This window comes from Reinekea blandensis MED297 (assembly GCF_000153185.1).
GTDB classification, from domain to species: Bacteria; Pseudomonadota; Gammaproteobacteria; order Pseudomonadales; family Natronospirillaceae; genus Reinekea; species Reinekea blandensis.
Window position 1 is genome coordinate 47,124 of the sequence record NZ_CH724153.1, and the last position, 22,719, is coordinate 69,842.

26 protein-coding genes are annotated in these 22,719 nt (G+C 51.9%); 10 read left to right on the forward strand and 16 right to left on the reverse strand.

Going from position 1 to position 22,719, the window contains the following annotated elements; all coding sequences use genetic code 11:
• Both MED297_RS14915 and MED297_RS14920 read right to left on the reverse strand, forming a co-directional pair.
• Positions 1 to 1,071: a hypothetical protein gene (locus MED297_RS14915; RefSeq protein WP_008046356.1), complete on the reverse strand. Its 1,071-nt coding sequence runs from the start codon at positions 1,069 to 1,071 to the stop codon at positions 1 to 3.
• Complete coding sequence (locus tag MED297_RS14920; protein WP_008046357.1) at positions 1,068 to 2,438, reverse strand: adenylate/guanylate cyclase domain-containing protein; 1,371 nt, start codon at positions 2,436 to 2,438, stop codon at positions 1,068 to 1,070. Before MED297_RS14920 ends, MED297_RS14915 begins: the two co-directional genes overlap by 4 nt.
• 227 nt (positions 2,439 to 2,665) lie before the next feature.
• Between MED297_RS14920 and MED297_RS14925 the strand changes: the two genes are divergently transcribed.
• Positions 2,666 to 3,022 carry a hypothetical protein gene (locus MED297_RS14925; protein WP_008046358.1) on the forward strand — a complete coding sequence of 119 codons (357 nt, stop codon included), beginning with the start codon at positions 2,666 to 2,668 and terminating at the stop codon, positions 3,020 to 3,022.
• Positions 3,023 to 3,045: 23 nt separating this feature from the next.
• On the opposite strand, the gene MED297_RS14930 is transcribed toward MED297_RS14925, so the two are convergent.
• The gene (locus MED297_RS14930; RefSeq protein ID WP_008046359.1) at positions 3,046 to 3,420 is read right to left on the reverse strand and encodes a SirB2 family protein; all 375 of its coding nucleotides are present in this window, start codon (positions 3,418 to 3,420) and stop codon (positions 3,046 to 3,048) included.
• A 27-nt stretch (positions 3,421 to 3,447) separates the two neighbouring features.
• On the opposite strand from MED297_RS14930, the gene MED297_RS14935 reads away from it, so the two are divergent.
• From MED297_RS14935 to MED297_RS14950, 4 genes are all read left to right on the forward strand, one after another.
• Positions 3,448 to 4,557 carry a mechanosensitive ion channel family protein gene (locus MED297_RS14935; protein ID WP_008046361.1) on the forward strand — a complete coding sequence of 370 codons (1,110 nt, stop codon included), beginning with the start codon at positions 3,448 to 3,450 and terminating at the stop codon, positions 4,555 to 4,557.
• Positions 4,558 to 5,598: 1,041 nt separating this feature from the next.
• A complete protein-coding gene (locus tag MED297_RS14940) occupies positions 5,599 to 6,567 on the forward strand; it encodes a lysozyme inhibitor LprI family protein (RefSeq protein ID WP_008046363.1) in 969 nt (322 codons plus the stop codon).
• Between the two features lie 312 nt (positions 6,568 to 6,879).
• Positions 6,880 to 7,239 carry a hypothetical protein gene (locus MED297_RS14945; RefSeq protein WP_008046364.1) on the forward strand — a complete coding sequence of 120 codons (360 nt, stop codon included), beginning with the start codon at positions 6,880 to 6,882 and terminating at the stop codon, positions 7,237 to 7,239.
• A gap of 252 nt (positions 7,240 to 7,491) precedes the next feature.
• Complete coding sequence (locus tag MED297_RS14950; RefSeq protein ID WP_008046365.1) at positions 7,492 to 8,022, forward strand: type II secretion system protein; 531 nt, start codon at positions 7,492 to 7,494, stop codon at positions 8,020 to 8,022.
• A gap of 11 nt (positions 8,023 to 8,033) precedes the next feature.
• Here MED297_RS14950 and MED297_RS14955 read toward each other — a convergent pair whose 3' ends face one another.
• The 9 genes from MED297_RS14955 to MED297_RS14995 form a co-directional block, all read right to left on the reverse strand.
• Positions 8,034 to 9,047, reverse strand: coding sequence for a S66 family peptidase (locus MED297_RS14955; protein WP_008046366.1), 1,014 nt, complete (start codon positions 9,045 to 9,047; stop codon positions 8,034 to 8,036).
• Between the two features lie 23 nt (positions 9,048 to 9,070).
• On the reverse strand, positions 9,071 to 9,283 hold the full coding sequence (locus MED297_RS14960) for a Trm112 family protein (protein WP_008046367.1): 213 nt from the start codon (positions 9,281 to 9,283) through the stop codon (positions 9,071 to 9,073).
• A complete protein-coding gene (gene yidD, locus MED297_RS14965; RefSeq protein WP_008046369.1) occupies positions 9,273 to 9,533 on the reverse strand; it encodes a membrane protein insertion efficiency factor YidD in 261 nt (86 codons plus the stop codon). Before yidD ends, MED297_RS14960 begins: the two co-directional genes overlap by 11 nt.
• A 3-nt stretch (positions 9,534 to 9,536) precedes the next feature.
• A complete protein-coding gene (gene cysS / locus MED297_RS14970; protein WP_008046372.1) occupies positions 9,537 to 10,922 on the reverse strand; it encodes a cysteine--tRNA ligase in 1,386 nt (461 codons plus the stop codon).
• 259 nt (positions 10,923 to 11,181) lie between these two features.
• Complete coding sequence (locus MED297_RS14975) at positions 11,182 to 12,045, reverse strand: 6-pyruvoyl trahydropterin synthase family protein (protein WP_008046373.1); 864 nt, start codon at positions 12,043 to 12,045, stop codon at positions 11,182 to 11,184.
• 149 nt (positions 12,046 to 12,194) lie between these two features.
• Entirely contained in the window at positions 12,195 to 12,731 is a 537-nt protein-coding gene (cobC, locus tag MED297_RS21460; RefSeq protein WP_008046374.1) for an alpha-ribazole phosphatase family protein, read from the reverse strand.
• A complete protein-coding gene (locus tag MED297_RS14985) occupies positions 12,716 to 13,453 on the reverse strand; it encodes an adenosylcobinamide-GDP ribazoletransferase (RefSeq protein WP_008046375.1) in 738 nt (245 codons plus the stop codon). Before MED297_RS14985 ends, cobC begins: the two co-directional genes overlap by 16 nt.
• Positions 13,450 to 14,460, reverse strand: a complete 1,011-nt coding sequence (gene cobT / locus MED297_RS14990) for a nicotinate-nucleotide--dimethylbenzimidazole phosphoribosyltransferase (protein ID WP_008046376.1) — start codon at positions 14,458 to 14,460, stop codon at positions 13,450 to 13,452. Before cobT ends, MED297_RS14985 begins: the two co-directional genes overlap by 4 nt.
• A complete protein-coding gene (locus tag MED297_RS14995; RefSeq protein ID WP_008046378.1) occupies positions 14,457 to 14,990 on the reverse strand; it encodes a bifunctional adenosylcobinamide kinase/adenosylcobinamide-phosphate guanylyltransferase in 534 nt (177 codons plus the stop codon). Before MED297_RS14995 ends, cobT begins: the two co-directional genes overlap by 4 nt.
• 124 nt (positions 14,991 to 15,114) lie before the next feature.
• Between MED297_RS14995 and MED297_RS15000 the strand changes: the two genes are divergently transcribed.
• The 3 genes from MED297_RS15000 to MED297_RS15010 all read left to right on the forward strand — a co-directional run bounded on the left by MED297_RS15000 (position 15,115) and on the right by MED297_RS15010 (position 17,121).
• Positions 15,115 to 15,318, forward strand: coding sequence for a hypothetical protein (locus tag MED297_RS15000; protein WP_008046381.1), 204 nt, complete (start codon positions 15,115 to 15,117; stop codon positions 15,316 to 15,318).
• Positions 15,319 to 15,366: 48 nt separating this feature from the next.
• Complete coding sequence (locus MED297_RS15005; protein ID WP_008046382.1) at positions 15,367 to 15,903, forward strand: GrpB family protein; 537 nt, start codon at positions 15,367 to 15,369, stop codon at positions 15,901 to 15,903.
• Positions 15,904 to 16,380: 477 nt separating this feature from the next.
• Entirely contained in the window at positions 16,381 to 17,121 is a 741-nt protein-coding gene (locus MED297_RS15010) for a substrate-binding periplasmic protein (RefSeq protein ID WP_008046385.1), read from the forward strand.
• 224 nt (positions 17,122 to 17,345) lie between these two features.
• Here the strand turns inward: MED297_RS15010 and MED297_RS15015 are convergent, their stop codons facing one another.
• Both MED297_RS15015 and MED297_RS15020 read right to left on the reverse strand, forming a co-directional pair.
• A complete protein-coding gene (locus MED297_RS15015) occupies positions 17,346 to 17,939 on the reverse strand; it encodes a LysE family translocator (protein WP_040557449.1) in 594 nt (197 codons plus the stop codon).
• A gap of 2 nt (positions 17,940 to 17,941) precedes the next feature.
• Positions 17,942 to 18,142 (reverse strand): hypothetical protein, encoded by a 201-nt coding sequence (locus MED297_RS15020; protein WP_008046388.1) that lies wholly within the window; start codon positions 18,140 to 18,142, stop codon positions 17,942 to 17,944.
• Positions 18,143 to 18,295: 153 nt separating this feature from the next.
• Here MED297_RS15020 and MED297_RS15025 point away from each other — a divergent pair, with 153 nt between their 5' ends.
• Entirely contained in the window at positions 18,296 to 19,723 is a 1,428-nt protein-coding gene (locus MED297_RS15025) for an aminotransferase-like domain-containing protein (protein WP_008046390.1), read from the forward strand.
• A 212-nt stretch (positions 19,724 to 19,935) separates the two neighbouring features.
• Complete coding sequence (locus tag MED297_RS15030; RefSeq protein WP_008046392.1) at positions 19,936 to 20,649, forward strand: DUF4386 family protein; 714 nt, start codon at positions 19,936 to 19,938, stop codon at positions 20,647 to 20,649.
• 6 nt (positions 20,650 to 20,655) lie between these two features.
• On the opposite strand, the gene MED297_RS15035 is transcribed toward MED297_RS15030, so the two are convergent.
• Together MED297_RS15035 and MED297_RS15040 are read right to left on the reverse strand one after the other, a co-directional pair.
• Positions 20,656 to 21,825 carry a M24 family metallopeptidase gene (locus MED297_RS15035; RefSeq protein WP_008046394.1) on the reverse strand — a complete coding sequence of 390 codons (1,170 nt, stop codon included), beginning with the start codon at positions 21,823 to 21,825 and terminating at the stop codon, positions 20,656 to 20,658.
• A complete protein-coding gene (locus MED297_RS15040) occupies positions 21,822 to 22,706 on the reverse strand; it encodes a HalD/BesD family halogenase (protein WP_008046396.1) in 885 nt (294 codons plus the stop codon). The genes MED297_RS15035 and MED297_RS15040 overlap by 4 nt, the downstream gene beginning before the upstream one ends.
• Positions 22,707 to 22,719 lie beyond the last annotated feature (13 nt).

Here is a 22,719-nt window from a genome sequence, read left to right on the forward strand (position 1 = left end):
TTAAGGCTGGGGTTTTTCAGATTCAGGGCCGTCAGAGCTCTGCCAACGTTCCAGATTCTCTAAAAAGGTCTCAGCCCGTTCCAGTTTGCTGAGTATGTCCTGGTTATTCGGGTCCAGCTCAAGTGCGGTGCGCCAACGGTCCGCCGCTTGCTCAATATAGCCCGAGTTATAAAGGTTTTCGCCATTGCGGGTCAGCTCTTCGATTCGTGCTTGTTTCATATCGCTGAGAATGACCCTGAGTTTATCCGCGGCACTGGGTTCAATGGTCGAAATCTCCCGTAATTGACGTTCCGCGCCCGCGTAATCGTCGTCATTAAGCTGGTCGTAGAAGCTGGCCGTGAGTTCCGGAATCTGTTCATCCGCCGTCCGTCGTTGTCGGGCGGTGTTCGTGATTTCTCGATCCTTTTCCAGAGACGCAATCTCAGTCAGTAATTGCTCACTTAGTTCATTGGGCGCGGTCTCAATGGAGAGTGTTAAAGCCTCTCTGGCCTGGGTCAGTTGGTCTGCACGGTAGTATTTTTGTCCGAGTGCATAAAGTTCCCGCGACACTTGTTGAGCTTCATTGATAAAGCGGTTGTATTCCTGGCGGGCCCGCAGACGGTCGTCGGAGTTATAGAGCTTGGATTCCTGAAACGGTCGCGCTAAGTTGATGTATCGTGCTTTTGCCAGAGTAATGGCGGCCTGGTCTCGTTCACGGCGGAGCGCACGGTTTTGGCGGTAGAACTCGGCTTGTGCGAGAAGCTCTGGTGCGTCTGGCAGTCGGGTGAGCCCTTCATCAAGTATCGCTTCTGCACCGACCCAGTCCTGAACGGCCTCGTAAGACTGAGCATCTTTAAGTACCTGAGCAATGAATTGCTGTCGACGAGCTTTGATGGCCGGTACCTGTTCAATCAATTGCTCGTATTGTGGATGGTCGGCGGGCAGGGCATTGATCGTTTCCAAAGCACGGTCGTAACGCTGTTGATCGAGCCAATCATCAATCTGCGGCGTCAGATTGCTCTGTTGCGTATAAAAAGTGGTGCATCCAGAGAGTAAGAGCAAGATATAGGTAAGAACGGTCAATCGTTTCATGTGTTCTGATCCTCGACAATCACATCGTCAACAATCAGGGTATCGATGGGCTGCTCAAACCCTTTGACGGTCAATTGCTGGGTTTCATGGGCTTTGAGTGGTTGCGGGCGTTGTATAGCCTTGAGGAAAGATCGTTCCGTCAATATGCCGCCCGCAGGCGCCTGATCGCAGAGTCTTGCGGCGAGATTTGCTGCATCACCAATGACTGAGTAATTCATGCGTTCTGCAGATCCCAGCAAGCCCGCCAACACCGTGCCGCCTGCCAGGCCGATACGGATGTTCATCCAAGGCAACCCTTCCTGTTGTCGACGCAGGTTCAGCTGCTGGATGCGAGTGCGGATGTACAGCGCGCAGTCGAGTGCATGTTCACGATGGTGATCATCGCGCTGAGGACAGCCGAACACTAACATGGCACAGTCGCCGATGAACTTATCAACGATACCGTGGTGCTGATGGCAGGCACGGGAAAACTCCGTGAAGTACAAGTTGAGCACCTCGGCAACGGTTTCAGGCGTGTTTCGGTTACTGAAGGAGGTGTAACTGACCAGATCAACAAAAATAATACTGGCTTCAACCCTTTCGCCTGAGAGTGTCAGCTCTTGCTCAGTCCGGGTCATGTAGTGTTCGGCGACCGGCGAAGAAACAAAGCGGGAAATGTTCTGTTCCAGGCGGTTCTTGAGTTCCAGATTTTCTGCCATGGTGTTGAAGGCGGCCTTAACCTGCTCGAACTCCCCAGACGATTCATTTCTCAGCCGGTATTGATACCGCCCCTCACCCAGAGCATGGGTGGCATCAATCAACTCGTTAATCGGTTTGCTCAGGTTGCGTGACAGCCGAATGGCCAGCAAAAAAACGGAAAGCACCAACAACGCAACACCGGTGATCGCCGTAGAAATGACCAGTCGCTGGTTATCCAGTAACGGCGATTTGTTAAGCCCTATCCAGACACTGCCGCCGACAACCTGTTGAAACCTTACAGGTTTGCGGAACCATGCGATGTCGCCTTCTTCGAGCAACTGCCCGGCGCTGAGAAAGCTTTCTTCTGAGATCAGGATGGTGGAATCCGGTCGTGGGCTCAGTGTTCCGAAGATGTCGCCATCGCGATTGACGATGATGACGGAAACCACGCCACTTTGGTCCTCGTAATTGTTAATCAGGCGCTCGAGGCCAAAGTTATCATCTGTAAAAATGAGTTCCGTAGCACCACTGGCAGCTTGATCCGCCAAAGACTCGCCCAGCGCATTAAACTGTTCTTCCATCATCGAAAACTGTCGATACACCAGGGGGTACCCGATCAGCATAGCGACAAAAAGGATCAGGGCGATGATGGTGGTCGCCAGTTTCTGAGCGTAGTTTAACTGCGGCATAGACGGGGTTGTTCAGCCTCGGGAGTCAGCGGGAATGGGGGTAATAGCATACTCCAACCGGAGTGGCGTCGCATGTCGTTCCCTATTTCACATATGAAGCTTTTCCTTGGTCAGGCCAGAATACTCTCATGGACGTATCGAGCGACGAGACAGAGTTCACATTTTTGTTGAGGATGGAGCTCTAAGTGGCTGTTTTTGCGAATTGTTTCTGAGAGTTCACTTGTATTATGAGAGAAATTCGCCATAATTTCGCCATTATGATTGACCTGTCTTCCTTCATCCCTCATTTGGCGAGTCTGCAATGGCTGGCCGCTGTCCTGTTTGTGCCTCTCGTGACGTGGCAGTATTGTCTGCGCCAGACATTTTTCTGTCGCTGGTGTTCGTTGCTTTCCGGGTACGCAATTCAGATTGGCTTTTTTCTGATTATGGACGATGTCGGCTTCCGGACTGAGTTTCTTCTGTTGGTTTCTTCTATAGCGGCCTATTTCTGGATTACCACGACCGTTGCGATGTGGCCAGTAAAGCGCTCACAGTCAACCGTTCCAACGCCAATGCCTTCGAAAGCAGCTCAGACCTCAGTCTGAGCTGATTGCGGTAATAGGTGGGGTTAGATGATCCAGGGGGATCGGGTCATGGCAACTGCACCAATGTAAGCAAAGGTCGCGATGGCGGCCGCATAGGTAACCCACTGCGCTTTAACCGAACCACGGCGTTTGATCACCCGGGCTCCCAGAACTATATAAACCACCAATGCAACGATTTTCACCGCCAGCCAGGGCTGGGTGATCGGATTGAGTCTCAGGAACCAGGCCAGATAAATCGCCGCGACTATTAACCCGGTGTCAATGATGTGTGGCAGAATGCGAATCCATTTCTGCTGCATGATCGAGTGTTGATTAATCGCCAACGCACCTCTTACTATGAATCCCAGAATTGAGATCAGCGCCAGCGTCATGTGCAGATGTTTGATCATCAGGTACATTATAGAATTACCTCAGGAGTTTAATTTATGGATTGGTTGACAGAACTGGAAACCTTTATCAACGGTTTTGTGGCCCAGGGATCTGAATATCGTTGGATTATACAGGTCTTTCTGATCGTTCTCGCGACCCTGATCATCAATTATTTCATTCGTAAAACCTTTGATCGCCTTGAAATTCGTGCCAATCGCACCGTCGGTCGGTTTGATAACATTTTGATCGAGACGGCACGACGACCCGTTCGGGTTTTTGTCTGGATCGGAGGCATTTTGATGGCCGCCGATGTCGTGCGCAATGTCTCCAACGAGCCGATCTTTGATTTGATTGACCCGATACGAGAAGTCTCTTTTATCGTGCTCTTCGCCTGGTTTGCCGTTCGCTTTATCCGCCATGGTGAGTCTGCCGTGCAACGTGAAGGTGTGCTGGAAAACCCAATGGACGCGACTACCGCCTCCGCCTTGGGGAAATTGCTCAGATTGTCTGTTGTCATTACCACCGCACTGGTGGTGTTACAGACGTTAGGATTCAGTATTTCCGCCATTCTGGCCTTTGGTGGCGTCGGTGGTATCGCAGTGGGCTTTGCGGCGAAAGACATTCTGGCCAACTTCTTTGGTGGTTTAATGATCTATCTGGATCAGCCTTTCAAAGTGGGTGATTGGATTCGATCACCCGACAAAGAAGTGGAAGGGGTGGTCGAAAATATCGGCTGGCGACTCAGCCGGATTCGTACCTTTGATCAGCGCCCGCTGTACGTTCCAAATGCTACCTTTGCCAACATATCGGTTGAAAACCCGTCGCGCATGCGTAATCGACGCATTTATGAAATTGTCGGGTTACGTTATGGGGATGCTGATAAAATTGAGCAGGTGGTGGCCGACGTTAAGGCCATGCTCCAGGAGCACGACGAAATTGATCAGGACCAAACCATGATCGTCAACGTCAATAAGTTCAATTCGTCATCTATCGACTTTTTTGTGTACACCTTTACCAAAACCGTTAACTGGATTCGTTACCACGAAGTGAAGCAGGACATCATGGTAAAGATCATCGATATCGTCGAACGTAATGGTGCGGAGTTTGCCTTCCCAACGCAGACGCTGCATTTAAAAAATGATGAGCCGGTGGAGATTGAGGGGTAAGATAAAAAAGAGCATGCGCCCAATATCCATTGGGCGTTTTTAGGCAGACGTTCGCATTAATAAAATATAGTGATCTCGGCTGAGCGAAAAATGATCAATTCTTTTCATTTTTAGTCTGATTTTCCAATTTTATGGCAAGCCGATTTTTATTTTATTGGTGTCTGCATAGCCAGAAACTGGCCTATGCAGCCTGGGCCTTCCCTCGAACTTGTTGTTCGTATTATTAAAAAATTTAGCCGTCTTTCTATCCTTTCGCTGAGTTCGAAAACATCAGCTTTCGGTACTGATTTTTATTGAGTAGAAGAGGTGGGCGCAAAAACACACATTTCTTGAACATTGGTAAATAATTCTGTGCATCTTGTGAACGTCGTCTAAACACTTTAGAAGACTGATTGCAGGACTGAGGGATACTCAGTGAAATGCTGCTTATTACTAAGGGAATGCTATTGCAAAGCAAAGTTGGCGCTTTAGCTTGACTTTCGGTTACCGAAAACAGTCTTAGCCACAGTGCAAAGGATGGTAGATGTCATGGCAAATGGATTTTTAAATAATGGGTACCCCTTTTGTCTCTGTTTTTTTCATTGCTCCCGGTCCTAAAACATAAGTCACTCTACAGAAGATAATACATCCCTCAACCTTAAGTACCCATTATAGCCCTGTGACCAATACTCGTTAAAAAACGGCAAAGTGAAATTTAAACTGAAATTAGCGGTTTTGGTTGAAGTGAATACAGTTGCTCATGAGCTTATTGTGTTTTTTGCCACCGAGATGTTTAACGCTAAGAAGCGCTGAGAGAGCCTTAGCAAAACTTTATTGTCTTCGGCTTTATGTCTGCAGTTTAAAGAAAATAATTGCTTTAAGGATACCGTTCCTGATAGTACGGAGTAAGAACAAATGAGTATTATAGGATTAGAAATAACCAGTCGCCGAAGTGTTGAGCATTTGTTGTTAATGCTTTTTTGTGAGTTTTTTCGACGAAGTTCGAACTCACCATATTTTAATGACTTTAACACCTGTTTTTTAGATTTAGGATAGTCGTAGATGAAGAAAGTAAGTAGGGATGTTGCAAATATAAAAAGTCTATTAATCGGCCTTAGCTTTCTAGTATGTTTAGACGCAGGTGCCGCGAGTTTCGATTGCGAAAATGCCGTTACAAGCATCGAGAAGGAAATCTGTCGCTCCAGTGAACTATCAGAGTTGGACGAACGACTCGCAAAGAGCTATCAACAAGCACGCTCTGTGTCTACTGAAGATGAAGCTCTTTCGATTAGAGAAGCACAGATAGCTTGGATAAATGACCGGGACGAAACCTGTAGTGAACAGAGTAATCTAAATGAGTGTCTGATTGAACAATACAAACTAAGGTTGATTGACTTGGCCGTGTACAATGGTGGTTTAACTACGCCGGTGTTGTTAGAGCTGGTAAAAGGCGGTCAATATGAGGTGTGTAGGTCTGTACTGAATTACTTTGAAAGGGAGAACAGTTTAGAGCTTATGAAGAGTCGTGACCCTTTCTTAAACGGTGGAGGCGAGCTTGTTATGCCTCAGTGGCAGATGGAAGATAATCTAGCAGTTGGCTTTAAACTAAAGATGCAGTCCATTAGTTTTGTTCCAAAAACGGTTTCTCAATGGCGTAAGTTAATTGAATTTAACGAACAGCTTCTAACAAAAGATATGCAAACGAGAAGCGCTGAGTTCAATATCAACAATAGTGGAGCTGTAGAGAAAGTGGTTTCAATTTCCACCTATGGAGATGGTAAATATTATCAACACAACAGTGCTGTTACTGAAGATACGAACTTGGATCACGAGTTTTTAAATGAATATGGAGGTGGTTTTAATTCTATTTCAGGAAGTTTGTTTACCTATAATGGCCGAGGATTTTCTGGAAGGGTTTTTCTAGACTCTTTTAAAATTGGGGAGCTATTCGATAGTCCAATGCGTGAAGATGGTGGTTTGTACTTTAAAGACGAAGTTTGTGTAATCAATATTAATGAATCGGGAAGTTAGGTATGGCTTTTACTAAAACGACAATGACACAAGAACAGTACGAAAACATTTGAGACGAGCTAATAGTCTAGTCAACGGTGTCATTGTTATAAACTTTTAAAGTTGCAATATTTACTAACATTTTTTAGGTTAATCTCTGTCTGTTTTTTCATCAAAGGTTATTTAGTCATACAGTGCTCCAGCTTCCTTTGCCCTTGGATTTCGGAGTGTAATGTCTTGGAAACGAAGCAAACGTTTCCTTGCTTTTTCTTGAGTTTGCACCAGAATTCTTCACACTGAACAATATACCCTCTGTATCATTGAGTCCCTATCATGGATCTATTCATTTTTGCCGAACACGATGAACTGTTGGATATCGCCGACCTGCTTTATGATGATATCGCTAAGTGGGCGGAACCAAAAACGACGATAACCGCTATTTACCGTTCCGAAGAAACGGAAGACCCGCCCGTGGCAGATCGCGACGTAGACGTTGGTATTGAGTTCTCCATCACCAAACCAGAAAAGCTAAAAGGTACGTTGAATGCCTTGCAGCAAATGGCCAAAACCCATAAATGCGATTTTGTTGTTGGAGTTAAAGAGGCAGGCAAATACCAAAACGTCTGCTATTTCGGCAATGAAGAAGGCCGCCCTGATTTGTATGAGATAAGTGCCTACTTAGGCTTTGAATGATGCCGTAGTCATGCCAAAGCGCGTTGGCAGAACGTGAGAACTGAGCGTGATGCAACGACGGCGATGATGTGTCTAAGATGGCTCAGACATTTTTGTGTTTGCGGGTTTAAGTGCACTGCTACCCTAATGGAACCAAAGGGCACCTGCCGGACAGTAAACAACATCAGTTCAGGAACACGTCTAGACTCTGGACTGCGGATACTTCCTGAGTTATCGTCACAAATCAATAGGGTCTTGATGGCGCAGTAAACGATGTACAAGCCTGACGGCTTTACTCTGATCGAGTTCATTGTCGTAATTCTCCTCCTGTCTATTCTGTCGGTGGTTATCTTACCCCGTTTCGTTGATCTTCAATCCAATGCACGGGCGTCGGTTATTGAAAGTGTGGCCGGTACGGTCAAGTCGACGAATAGCATTCTCAGGCAGGCTCTCTGGCTGGACACTTACCCCACCAAGATTTGTCCTAACTACGCACCGGTCGGCCGTGTGGTCGAACTCTATCTGCAAGGGTCACCTGCGGGTGGGAACTGCACCAACGCTACTCGCTTCGATGACCAGGTGGTCTGGATGATCTGGGGTTGGATGGACGACATCGCCGTCGATGAAACCATCAGGCTGAGTGGCGATTTTGATTATTCGAATCTGTCTTGGACCGATTCATTCTGGGGCTACGACTTGAATGACGATGGCAGTGTGCAGAACGACAATTGCTATTTTCACTATCAGCAACCTCTGATTGAGGGCGATGTCCCCACGATGGAAGCCATTATCAGCGGTTGCTGATTGTGCTCAGTTTACGAATCGTCACTCACCGAGCAATCCAGTAATCGGATCGCTTGCTGATCAAAATCAACAGTCACTTGCGCACCAATCGGCAGTGTCAGCATCGGGTGTGTATGCGAACAGTCGAAGTCTTCTACGATCGGTACGGGTTGGCCGTTCAGAACTTCCCGTAAAACGTCCATGGGCGTGCGACCAGTATCGCCATCCTTAAACAGTTCGTGTTTGCCCAGGAGCACGGCGCTAACACGATCAAACACACCGTTGAGTTTGAGGAAGGCAAACAGTCGCTCGACGGTGGCGATGTCTTTCAACGAGTCTTCAATCAACAGTACATCGCCGTCCCGTATCTCAGGCATGTAGGGGCTGCCCCAGATCGCGGTCATTGTATTCAGGTTGCCACCAATCAATCGTCCTTTCACCTTGCCCTGACCATGAAAAGTTTGGCTATTGTCCCGACCTTGCTTCGCTTGAGTCTGTTCTTCCCAAGGCAAAAATTGTTCTGTCCATTGTTCTGGGTTGGGCAAGGTCAGTGGTATTCGGTGCGCTCGCGTGACGGTTTCAAAAGCTTGGTAGGTGTCGTCAACAAAGGGGGGTAACTCACCGAAGGAGGCCGTCAATGCCGGGCCGTAAAAGGTGGTCAGTCCCGTTTGCTGGTAAATCGCTAACAGGATGGCCGTCACGTCTGAGTAGCCGACAAACACCTTTGGCTGCTTCCGAATGGCATCGTAATCGATGTACGGCAGCAAAGAGTTACTGTTGGCGCCACCGATGGTTGACATGATGCAGTCGATATCCGGGTTACGGATGAGCGAGTTCAGCTCGTCAGCTCTGGCCTGGATGCTTCCGGCGCGATAGTGGTCGGCCTGTCCGGTTAAAGCACCTGGTTCGATGCGGTAACCCTTTGCTTCCAGATAGTCTATGGCGCGCTGAGTGCGCTTGGGTGCAAAGTGAGTCGCCGGGCTGGAAGGGCTGTAAAAGCCAATGGTTGAGCCCGGCTTGAGGGCCGGTGGAAACAGGGTCGTCATGGGATTCCTTTCGAAACGGGACTTCAGAGCGAGGTTTTCTGGGAGTGCCAGTACTCAAACTCATCCTGGCTCAGGGCGCGGGCTTCGTCTTCCAGCATTACCGGAATGCCATCGCGTACCGGGTAAGCAAGTTTGGCCGCCGTTGAAATCAGTTCGTTGCGTTCCTTGTCGATTTGCAACGGTGCTTTGGTGACCGGGCAAACCAGAATGGCCAGCAATTGTTTATCAATCATCATGGTGTTTTCCTTCTGTACTGTCATCGGTGGGCGGTTCGGTGCCGGGGACCGGATCGAAGCCGCCTTCACACCCGGGGTGGCAGCGGGCAATGCGTTTCATCGCCAGCCAGCTGCCTTTCAGGGCGCCGTGGTGTTTCAGGGCAATCAGAGCATACTCAGAACAGGTGGGGTAAAACCGACAGCGCGGACCCAGCATGGGGCTGATGACCCAGCGGTAAAACTGCACCAGCCCTATGAGTATCCACTTCATCGGTTAACTGTCCCGGCTCCAGAGCGTTCCTTCGCGGGTGTCTTTAATCTGAATACCCTCTGCCGCCAACTGATCCCGGATTTCATCCGCCCGGGCAAAGTCTTTGGCTTCCTTAGCGGCAACCCGTTCTTCGAGTAAGGCTTCAATGGCGTCCGCGCTCAACGCGGAATCGTCACTGGTGCCCTGGAACCAGGCTTGCGCATCCATTTGCATCACGCCGATGAAGTCGGCAATGGCGTGAATTTCAGATTTCAGTGCGGCCCGCTCGTCGTCACTTTCGGCTTTGAAGAACCGCGTGGTCAGTTCGTGCAGGTTGGCGAACGCTTTTGGCGTGTTCAGGTCATCGAGCAGCATCGCGAAAAACTCGGTGTCCCGGATATCGATGTCCGTTGTTATCAGAGCGTCGCCGTCGCGCTTGATCGTATACAAACGGTCCAACAGCGAGCGGCTCTGATGCAACAACTGTTCAGACCAGTTCATGTTCGAACGGTAATGTGCGGTTAGCAGGGCCAGTCGGATCAGTTCCGGTGGCTGCTCGTTCAGAATGTCGCGCAGCACAATAAAGTTGCCCAGCGATTTCGACATCTTTTCGCCTTCGATATCGAGCATCGCGTTGTGTACCCAGTATTTTGCGTAGCCGCCGGAATGGTCTGAGCAGCAGGTGCCCTGAGCCAGCTCGTTCTCATGATGCGGGAACAACAGGTCGGTGCCACCACCGTGAATGTCGATGGTCTCACCGAGGTGTTTCTGGATCATGGCGGTACATTCAATGTGCCAGCCCGGACGACCACGACCCCAGGGGCTGTCCCAACCGGGCAGGTCATCGCTCGAGGGTTTCCACAGGACGAAGTCCATCGGGTTCTTTTTGTAGCTGGCCACTTCAACTCGAGCACCGGCAATCATGTCCTCGGTGTTGCGTTTGGAGAGCTTGCCGTAGTCGTCAAAGGAGTCGACGGCAAACAACACATGCCCATCGGCGGCATAGGCGTGACCGCGTTCAATAAGCGCTTCAATGGTCGTAATGATGTCGCCAATGTGTTCGGTTGCGCGCGGCACAATGGTCGGTTCCAGATTGCCGAGCTTGGCCATGTCTTCGTCGTAGGCCTGCATGTACTTTTCAGCAAACACGGAAATGTCGACGCCTTCGTCTTTGGCGGCCGCGTTGATCTTATCGTCGACATCGGTGAAGTTCCGTGCGTAGGTGACCTTGGGGTAGAGCGCGTTCAGCACCCGGAACAGCAGGTCGTAATTGGCGGCTGAGCGGCCATTACCGATGTGAATGTAGTTGTAGACCGTGGGACCACACACATAAAGCGTGACGTTATCGGGGTTTTGCGGTTCAAAGTGTTCCTTCTGGCCGGTCAGGCTATTGTGCAGTTTCAGAGACATGAGGTTCCTGTCGTGGTCTTAGGGTGCAAAGGCCGGAGTATACCACTGAAGCCAAGGCAGACGAATGCCCGGGCGTGTGAATTTCGTGTCTGGGTTAATTACTGGGCCACAGCTATTGCTGCAAACAGGGATGAGAAAGCCGAGGGTCTGCAAAAACAGCCACGTCGTAAACCTATCCTTGGGGATTCGTCATCGGCGTCCTGCCTCTGAACGGCCTGTTCTTGCAGACCCTCAACTCAATCTGAGCGCGTCCTGATGTTCAGGCGCTGGGGCCAGCGACTGCGATTGCGCCCTTAGCAACGCCTTCAAACGCTTTGACCTTCCAGTAATCTTCCGGGAACTCGTTGGCGAGCTGTTCGGCCAGATGGGTGGCGATCAGTTCTACGGTGGTGTCCGTGGCCATGGTGTAGCACTGGTTCGGGTTGAGCCAGACATCAAAGCGCCCCTGTTCAGCGTCGTAGCCAACGTGCGTCAGGCCTTCATAATCCGAGGATAGAGCATCTTCGGCCGTAATCAGGTAGATGTCGGCGAAGGTGTTCGCCCATTGTGCTTCGGCTTCAACATCCCGTTTGTTATTACGGTAGATTTCAATGCGTGAGCGGTGCCCATGGCAGATCCGCTGGCAGTCGCCCTGATGTTTTTTCAGCCCGTGCGAGTAATGGTAATAGTCGCCGTCAATGCGTTCGGTGCGCAGGTTCAGTGACACATGCGAGACGTTATCCGGGACCAGGTTGTTCAGGTGGGTTTCCAACAGCGGCCGGGCGCTGTCGATGGAAACATCGGCGCTGTCGATCATAAACACCGCTTCGCGGGGGCTTTCATAGGCGAAGGCCAGGGTTTCAGAGTCTGGACGATAGTCGATGCGCACGCGTTCCTGAATGGTGTCTTCCTCAATGGTCAGACCTGGCAGTTGGGTCGGCACAACCAGCGTGTGGTCCATGCCTTCATCAATGGCCTGTTTGAGCAGTTTTTTGACATGGCCGAAGTCGAACACCATGCCTTCATCGTTCAGCTCGCCGTCAAGCTCCACATCGACAATCCAGCTTTCGCCGACCACCCCGCGGCGTGGGTGAAAGTAACTGAAATCAATGACAGTGAGGTTGTCGACGAATAATCGGTTCATGAGCGGTTTTCTCTTACAGACTTAGATGCGTGTGGTTTGGCACCGGCGGACGTTGGTTTCCGCATACAACGTCAGTATAGCCGGGCGGCGAAGTCTATCAGAAAAGCGCCGCAGTGGGAGCCATTTGCATTTAAAAGTTGACTATGTGGTTATGTTTTCAGGGTGAGGCGACTGATGCTGGCATAGTGGACGGGTGTGGACAGTTCCTGTTGCCACGACTGTCCGAGCAACAGAGCACGGCACAGGCGGATGACGCCAGCGTGGGTAATCACGACCACAGTCTGGTCCTGCGGGAGCTCATTCAGGGCTGAAGTGACCCGTTCTCGGAATGCGTGCAGAGACTCGCCCTCGGGAAATTCAAAATCGGTGGGTGTTTGAGCCCAGGCATCAATCGCATCGCGCGGCAGATCGTCCCAACGTTGCCCTTCCCAGGTGCCGAAGTTCACCTCCTGCCAGCGGTCATCCGCTTGAACGGGGTTTGCTGGGTAGATTGCCTGAGCCAATTTGGCACAGCGCTGCAGCGGGCTGGTAACAATCACATCGGGCTGGGCCGGCAGCTGGGCGCGCAGTCTGTTGGCGGTTTCGGCATAGGGCACTTCACTGGCTAAATCGGTTTGCCCGTAGCAGATGCCCGGCGCGTGAACCCGATCATGTCGCACCAGATAGAGGGTCACAGTGCCAGCCATGTCAAGATTAAACCTACTTCGAGCCATTGTTGACCGGCGCCCAGGGTGTCACCGGTATAGCCACCAATTTGCCGGTAGCAGAGCCAGAGCCAAACCGCCGTGAGCAGTGCCGCCGAGAGTAACAGGGTCATCATTGTGATTGGGGGCCACAGGGCAAAGGCAGGCGTCAGAACCAACCCGCTCAGCAGCCAGCGGCCGAAGGACAGCTGTTGAACCACGGGCTTGGCTTTCGACGCTTCGGTTTTGGCGTAGCGTAACCAGATCATGGCGCTCATTGCGCCCCAGCGGCTGAGTCCATGCAGCAACAGAAAGACCAGTACGCCGGCCACTTCGACCAGTTCAATCAGGGCAAGAGCTTTTAATGTCAGTACTGCCCACAAGGCCAGACTGCCATAGGTGCCAAGCCGTGAGTCGGTCATAATGCTCAGTTTTTTCTCGCGCTCAAACGCACCACCGAAGCCATCAAAGGTATCAGCCCAACCGTCTTCGTGAAACGCACCGGTCATCAGAAAGCCACAGGCCAGTGTGACTATGACGGCTACAGGTGTTGACCAAAGCATCATGGCCAGCAGGCAGATCACTGCCAGCGCTCCGCCGACGAGCACACCGATCAACGGAAAGTAAACTGCAGACCGTTTCAGGGCGGTTTCGCTGAAGTTCGGGTGTGCCGGCACCGGTATGCGGGTGAAATAGCCTACCGCTAGCAGGAAGTCGTGAATCATCCGCCGCTGACTCCGGCATCAGCAAAGGTCGCCATCTCATTGAGCATGGCCACCGCATTTTTGACCAGAGGGTAGGCCAGTGCGGCCCCTGAACCTTCGCCTAGACGCAGGCCTAAATCCAACAACGGTTGGGCGTTCAGCGTGTCGAGTACGTGCCGATGCGCAGGTTCGGCGGAACGGTGCGCAAACACGCAGGCCTCGACGGTGCCGGGCTGGCGTTTTTCAGCCACCAAGGCGGCAATTGTAGCGATAAAGCCGTCAATTAATACCGGCCTATGCGTTTCGGCTGAAGCCTGAATCGCGCCGACCATGGCTGCAATTTCAAAGCCGCCGAGTTCCATTAAGCATTGATCGGCTGAGTGGGAAGCGCACCGTGTCGCTGCTTGACGGACTACGGTGATTTTCCGGTCCAGGGTTGCCGAATCGGCGCCGGTGCCGGGTCCGACGGACTGTTCGGGAGGGAGCTTAGTCAGTGCGGAAAGCAGCGCCGAGGCACTGGTGGTATTGCCAATACCCATCTCACCGATGATGAGCAGATTATGCCCGGCTTCGAATGCTTCTGTAGCCAGTTGATGCCCGGTCGACAGTGCCTGTTCGCATTGTTCGGCCGTCATCGCGGCGCCTTTGGCCAGGTTGGCGGTTCCTGGCGCCACGGCCGCATGCAGCACCTCCGGCCAGCGCGCGTCGCTGTTCACGATGCCCATGTTGACGATGGTTAGATCGATACCGTTGGTACGGCAAAACACATTCATCGCGGCACCGCCCGTGGCAAAGTTCGCCAGCATTTGTTCCGTCACCACTTGCGGAAACGGGTTAACCCCTTCCGCGCAGACGCCATGGTCCGCGCCAAAAACAAAGGCCTTGGGTCGGCTTACGTCCGGTGTTTCGGTCTGTTGAATCAGTCCGATCTGTTTGGCCAGGGCTTCGAGCTGCCCAAGCGCACCGGGTGGTTTGGTTTTCTGGTCGATGTTCTGTTGTAAGCGGGTGGCTAAATCTGACGGGGTCATTGAATGTCCTTTGTTCGTATGTCTGTGCCTTTGAGCCACTGAGGCAAGCCGACGATACTCATCACGACGTGGCTGGCTTTCCGGGCGACGGACTGGTTCAGTAAACCAAGTTCATCTATATAACGGCGGGTCAGGGCATCCGCGCCGATGATACCGAGGCTGGACTCATTGGAGACCAGCACCGTGGCGGCACTGCGCTGGTCCAAAGCCTGTAAAAATTGCAGTATCGCCTCCTCCATTTGCTCAGGGGTTTCGATCAGCAGATTGGTCAGCCAGACACCCAGACAGTCGACCAGAACCGGTTGCGAACAACGAATGAGTGCATCGGCGAGATGAAGCGGGGTTTCGATGGTTTGCCAGCGCTCATCGCGGTCGGCGATGTGCCGGTCAATGCGTGCGCTCATCTCGCTGTCGGTACGGCGAGCCGTGGCGATCAGGGTAGGCGTGGGAGTGAGATGGGTCAGGCAATCGGCGGCCAATCGGCTCTTTCCCGACTTGACGCCACCGGTGACCAGAATCAGTTCAGGCATAGGCAGTCTGTAAAAAGCGAACACAGTAAGGTCATTTGCTTGCCGACGCAACGCATGTGGTCACACCTCAAAACTCATTTGCAATCTCGACTATACTGAGGTCGATTCACGACGGGAACCCAACATGAAAAAAGCCAGCTATCAAAGCGTCAATGACGTGCGCTTAATTGACGCCGGCCTCAGAGCCAAACGGTTGCGGGCACAACTGGCTGTGACCTATGCCGCATCCACTCAGATTATCGAGGCCATGCGAAAACTTCGTGAGGGGATTCCGCTGCCCGATCGGCACTCAACCGCGCAAATAACCTGTCGGGATGTTGACGACTGAAACACCGTTCCGTATCTTGCCGGCTTTCGAAGGAGTAAGGAAAGCATTTTGAAACGGATTATCGAGGTCGTACCTTATGACCCCGCCTGGAAGGCGGATTTCCAAATCGAAAAACGATTGCTGCAACACTTTTTATCCGGGCTCGACTGTCAGATTCACCACATCGGCAGCACCTCAATACCGGGCCTGGCGGCGAAACCCATCATCGACATGCTGTTGGAATGCTCGTCCCTATCGGAACTGGATCGATTCAACGATCAGCTGGCGTCAATCGGCTACACCGCAAAAGGTGAGTATGGCATCGCCGGTCGACGATACTTCAAGAAGGGCGGGGTTCAGCACAGTCATCATCTGCATGCCTACTTGTATGATGATCCGAATGTCGATCGTCATCTGGCGTTTCGCGATTATCTCAGATCGAACCCGGACAAGGCGATGGCGTATCAGGCCATTAAAATGGAAGGTGTACGCCAGTGCGACAACGATGTTCAACACTATATGGCGCACAAAAACGAGTTCATTCAGATGCATGAGCGCATCGCGCTCAGCGTCTGGCAACGACAACCGGACATGGCGATCGATTAATCGTCAGGTTATCGTCTTTCCCCAGCGTTGGCAGGTTGTCAGGCTTTGGTGGCCACACTCATGTCATCTTTTGAGTATTTAGCCGTTTTCGGTCGAAGTTGATGATGTTCCGTGTTGATTTTTCTAACAGATCTCACCCCCATTGAACTGTTTTTTTGAAAGCCTCGTAATTCTTGAACTTTTTTGGAGTTAAGAAATTCTTTTGTCAGATATTTCAACGGTTTCGGATGGCTGAACTTTTAACCTGGATTATCCTATAGAGCGACTATTTTCGGGAAAGAGACAGTGAACACTGTCTTCACAGACGAGCGAACTGACGTGCAATTAAGCGTTAATCTGTTATTGCGCGATGAGTCGACCAAGGGAAACTGAGCAATAGAACTGTGGTCAGATTTTTTTAAATCCAACCATTTTCATTAACTTATGAGAGATCAGGTTGTACTTAGGTCAATGAGGTTGAGGCAAATGAGGGCAGTTTTGTCTGGCTTGATCATGTTCGGGGTGTTGGTAAGTTCTGCAGTGAAGGCTGAAACCTATACCTTTGTTTCTACACATTTTCCCCAGTTGGCTGATGTGGATGAAAACGGCGAGCTTCATGGATTGGCCATTGAGTTAGCAAACGAGTTGTTTCAGAACATTGGCCACGAGGTGAACATTGAACTGTACCCCCGAAGGCGCGCGTTGCAAATGGTACTCGATGGCAGCGCTGTTGGATTGATTGGACCCAGTAAAACGGTTGAGCGAGAACAGATTTTTCGCTTTGGCGCTTATCCGATTTTTAACAACTCTCAAATTTTTTATGTCAGAACGGACGACCCATTTGAGTGGAATGGTGATTACGCAACGCTTAAAGGCAGAACGGTTGCGATCGTATTAGGTTGGGGAGTACCAAAAGAGTTTGAAGCCATCGCTCCGTCGTTATCCATCGAGCAGGTTGAGACGACCAAACAACAGTTTTTGATGCTGACCACTGCACGAGTCGATATTTTATTGACCAGTAATCACGATGCAGCTGCGTTGTTTAACGAGTTGAATATCAGTCGCAAAGTCCGTCGACTGCAGCCTTCAGCTGTCAACACGCCCGGTTACTTTGTCTTTGCGAAAGACCGCCCCGAGCTTGAACCCTTAATTGATAAAATTGATGAAGAGTTAAAGAACATGATCGACATTGGTCGTGTTGATGAGCTACAAAAGAAGTACGGGTTTAGCGACAAGTAAGGGTTTGGTGAGCGATAATAAGTTTACTTCTTCAGCTTTAGCGTCTAATTCGTTACAAGGTTTTCGAGCGATCTTGTTTTTGCCTCATATAAAGGTCTTCGTGCACGTCAATGCAGCCTGCTCGAAGATTCCTATGCTTATGTTTCGCGTTATTGCTTTTTTGGGCGAGTAGTTTAAGCGCCGAACGGTATCAGCATAGCTGACACCGTAATCTGGATCGGAGATCAGACAGCCATCATCGGGGCTATCGATAACACCAACAACGACGCCATGGTGACATTAAACAGGCGCTGTTTTCGAGCATCATGTAACAGACGACGCAGTGACTCACCAGCCACCAACCAACAGCCAACACAACACAGACCAATAGGCAGAAATGTCAATGCAATGGTCAGAATCTGTGGCGTCAGGCTGATCTCTGCCACGGTGAAGCTGGCCACCGCACTGAGAACCATCACCCAGGCCTTCGGATTCACCCACTGGAACGCAGCGGCCTGTACATAGGTCATCGGTGGGTTGTTGGTTTGTGGACCCTGACGGACTTGAGTCGTCGCGATTTTCCAGGCCAGAAACAGCAGGTAACTGATTCCGGCGACTTTTAAGATGGTGAACAGAATCGGCCATTGCTGGAACAGCTGATCCAGGCCAAAGCCAACGGCGAGAATCATGATGGGGACACCGGTACAGATGCCGAGCAGGTGCGGCAGTGAACGCCGCACCCCGTGGTTCAGACCAGAGGCCAAGATCATCAGATTGTTCGGACCGGGTGTACCGGTGGATGCAATGGCGAACAGAATGAGAGACAGGTTCAGGCTCATGGTCAGCACCAGTCCGTTGTTTTCAGTTGTTTTTCCGGTGCGGCGTAGTGGCCGATGTCACGTTGCAACTCAGGACTCAGGTCTTGCAGCGTGCGATGTTGGCGACGTGCCTGCGCGTTCCGGGCCATGCGAATCAGCCAGTTCGGTGCCGAGATGCGCACTGAAACGGTGAGGGTATTGGATGAAGCGGTTAATGTGGTCATGTCCTTTCCTCGCATGGGTTGTTGACGGAGAACACAGCGTACCGGTAAGGTGTGTTCCGGTACAGATTCAACAAACCTGAGTTTAAATAGATACAGATTGATCTGTACCGGTCTTCTGGCCCCATTATTTCCAATAACTGTACTGGTGTGACTATGGAAACGTTGCTTTATGCCCAACTGGCCGACACGCTGATCGCACAGATCCGTGGCGGTGTTTATAAGGTCGGCGACCGCTTGCCATCGGTCCGCTCGCTGTCAAAACGGGAGCAAGTCAGTATCGCGACCGTTAACTCGGCGTACGCCATTCTGGAGGAACGGGGTTGGGTCGAAGCTCGTCCTAAATCGGGCTATTTTGTGCAGCGGGCCCAGTCGGTTCAGATCGGCAAACCGCGAACCGGCGAAGTCACGTCGAAACCGCGTGCGGTTTCCACTAAAGAACTCGCATTGGAAGTGCAGCGCGAGGCGTCCATCACCCGCTCACGTAACTTCAGTTGCGCCATTCCGGATCTGCAACTGTCCATCGCTGCCGTGATTCAGAAAACCCTGACGCGACTGTCCCGGCAGGGAACGGCACTGGGGCAGGGTTACGACAGCACCGAGGGGCTGTTTGAACTGCGCCAGCAGGTGGCAAGACGCGGCATTGATGGCGGTGTGCATGTATCGCCGGATGCCATCATCACGACCTTGGGAGCGCAGAACGCCATCTCCCTGGCGTTGCGTGCTGTAACCAAACCAGGGGACATCATTGCTGTGGAGTCACCCTGTTACTTTGGCTTGCTGCAGATGATTGAAGCGATGGGTTTGAAAGCCATTGAGATCCCGGCCGATGCCGAAACCGGGATGAGTGTCGATGCGTTAAAACTGGCTGTGCAGCAATGGCCGATTAAAGCCATTTTGTGCATCTCAACCTTTTCCAATCCGCTGGGCTGTACCATCCCTGATAATCATAAACAGGCTATCGTTAATCTCGCTGTCCGTCATGATCTGTGCATCATCGAAGACGACATCTACGGCGAGTTGCAGTTTGACGGCCCACGACCTAAAACAATTAAAGCCTTTGACCCCGATGGCCGGGTGTTGTGGTGTTCATCGGTGTCAAAAACCATGGACCCTCAACTGCGAGTCGGGTGGATTGCGCCGGGCCGTTACTATGACGAGGTGTTGCGACAGAAATACACCAACTATCTCGCAGCGCCAAGTTTACCGCAGGCGGTCACTGCCGAGGTTATGTCGAAAGGGCTCTACGATCGTCATCTTCGACAGGCGCGGCTGGCGTACAAACAACGCAGTGAACAGATGCTGGATCTTGCCGAACGATATTTCCCGCAGGAAACGTTGGCCAGTCGCCCCAAAGGCGGCTTAGTCACCTGGTTTGAAATGCCTCGCCGGCTGGACATGACCGAGTTGTATCACCAGTGCCGTGATCTGGACATTCGTATCGCACCGGGCGAGCTGTTTTCAGTGTCCGGCCTGTATCGAAACTACTTTCGTTTGAACTACGCCAATGAATGGACGCCTGCACGCGAGCAGGCCGTTCAATCCATTGGCGATACGTTGAAGTCCATGTTGGTGTCGCGTTAGTTCTGCCTGGAAGTAAATGACTCGAGAATTTCGTGCCATTGCGCGGGTGACTCCGGGGCAATTGAAGGCAGTGTTGACCTCGGCCAACTGATCCGGAAAAACTTTGCGACGCACGATCAGAACTCGTGATACGTTGATGTCAAAAGTGTCCTGTCGCAATCCGGTCGCTCAGACCGACACTGGCGTCAGGAACCCGTTAAGAGGTCCGCCGAATGACATCGACGATCCAACTGCATGAACCGGGTCAGCGCCACCTGTTGCGGCTTGCCTCGGTAGCCGCGTTTATTACCGTCGGCTTAACCTTGGTTCAAATTGTTGTCGGTATTATTTGGCCGCCACCCAGTTTTGCACCGACGGCTGCAGCCGCAGAGTCGCTGTTGCATTCTGCCATGCTTCATCCGGTGCTGACATTTCTGACGCTCGACGGCCTGATGGTGCTCGACTACCTGTTGATTCTGATTGTCTACGCGGGTCTGTTCTCAGTTTTAAAAGCAGTGAATCCGGCGATGATGAGCGTCGGTGTTTTGATCGCAGCGGTTGCGATCACACTGTACCTTTCAGTGAACCCGTCACTGTCATTCCTGATGTTGGTTCGGCAGGTTTCCGATCCGAATCAGTTAGATCCAAGCCTGATCGTTGCGGCTCAGTCTGCGCTGGTTGATTTTCAGGGCACCGGTTTTCTGGTGCATTACGTACTAATGGGCATTGCCGGCATGATCGTGTCGTGGGTGATGCTGCATGGTCGTCAGTTTTCCCAAGCGACGGCCATTGCTGGAATCATTCAGGGCGCGCTGATGTTGGTGCCGGTGTCCTTTGGCATCATCGGGCTGACCCTGGCGTTGCTGTCACTCATTCCGTTTATCATTTGGTTTGTTCTGATCGGATGGCGGCTGCACAGTGCTTTGCGAACCAAAAACAATGAGTAACACGCGTTACAGTATGGCCTCTTCCAGCGGATAGGTGGAGAGCAGTTCCGGTCCGTTTTCCGTCATCAGAATCTGCTGCTCCAGCTTCACACCTTCACGTCCGCCGACTTCTCCGGCAAAGCTTTCCACGCAGAGCACCATACCGGCTTCGATCTGCCCCTCAATGCCGCCGTCGTCCCAAAGGTGCGGTGCCACAATGAGCGGGTATTCGTTACACAGGCCAATGCCGTGCGCGATTGCGGAGTTGGTGCGTTCGGCAAACCGTTCCGGCAGTGACCAGCTTTTTTCCGCAACTTCCTGAAAACTGATACCGGGCCGGAACAGTTCGATGTTGCGGGCCACCTGTTCATACGCGGCCGAATAGAGCGCGCGTTGTTCGGAGGTGGGCTGACGATCACCGGTGACCCACGAGCGTGATATGTCCGCCGAATAGCCGTGCGCGCCAATCAGGTCGGTATCGAAAGAGACCAGATCGCCGTTTCCAATTTCCCGATCTGAGCATTCCTGATACCAGGGATTGGTGTTAGGGCCGGAAGTCAGCAACCGGGTTTCAATCCATTCCCCGCCATGTTCAATGTTAGCCTGATGCAGGTACGACCAGAGCTTTTGTTCGGTGATGCCGGGTTGCAGGTTCTGGTGCATCAGCGTCATGCCTTTTTCGCAGTTGCTAATGGCTGCGCGCATGGCGATCATTTCCTGCGGGGTTTTAATCATGCGTGCGCGGTTGATTACCTGCTGTCCGTCACTGACCTGAACGCCCCGTTGGTTCAACGCTGCCACGCCGATCGGGTCGAGCCGGTCAACGGCCAGCCGCTTACCTGGCAACAGGTCGGCAATTTCGTTGGCCCATTGGTTTGCCTTTTCGTCAACGCGGTTACCGACAATGAAGTGATACCAGGCCACCGCATTGCGGATGTCACCAATGGCTGGCTTGTTCGTCAGCAGGTGTTCGCATCCGGCAAATTCAAACATAACGGCTTTGCCCTCGGCAGGAACCAGCGCATAACGACAGGGGTTGTGCAGTCCGTACACCTGCATATTGCTTGAGCCGGTGGCGTAGCGGATGTTGGTTGGGTCGTACAGCAGGATTGCCTCAACATCCTGTTGCTGCATTTGCTCTTGCAGCCGGTTCAGTCGTTCCAAATCCAGTTTGTGTGGGTTCAACGCTGTGCTCATCGGATCAGCCCGTCCTTTGATTGATGACGCTCTGCAAGCAGATGCGCTTCCGATACCCGGCCGTAAAGCTGCCGGGTGCGTTCCACTGGTCCGATGACGCCCGGGTGTTTCGCGTATGCCATCACCGCCGTCAGTCGGGTTTGTTGCCCTTGCACGCGAGAGACCTGATGCAGCGAATAGCGCCCACGAAACATTTGCAAATCGCCGGGGTTCAGCGTCAGGGTTTTAATTCTGGAAGGCAGACGGTCTCGAATCACCTCGCTCACTTCGCTTAAGTTCTCATTCCCGGGCGTGCGGATGCCCGGGCAATACTGAAACTCGCCGCCGGTGTCGGCGGCTTGGGTCATGATGGTGGTAATGAACTCGTTGGAATCGTAATGCCAGGGCTGATACGCCTCCGGTGGCATGGTGTTCACCACCAACCCGGCGAACGGATCGGCATACTCATACACTTCCGGCAGTTGGTTACAGGCGGCCACTAACTGTTTTAACCCGGGCGATACATACAGCCGTTGCAATGCGGTGTCAGCCGGAATGGTATCGCGGGTGACAAAACCGCTGCTGCGTTCAAAAAAGATCTGTCGCGGATCATGCTCAGGCAAAGATGCATCGGGTTCGCTGTTGTAGATGTTGCATTCACGCCGTTGAAAAAAGGCTTTATCCGCCAATGCGTTGGTTTCGGCTCGCAGTTGTTTTAAGCCATCGGCTGTAATGAACTCCGGCAGCACGGCACAGCCGTCTTTGTCGAGATGTTCACGCACCTGTTTAACCAATGCACGCCATGGTTCGCTTTCGGGGTCATCAATCGGGTAACGCTGCAGGTCGACCAGATCAGCCAGATCGGTCGTGCCGGCGTCTGCAAATTTTAAAGCCGTCGACATACTCTCTCCTGTT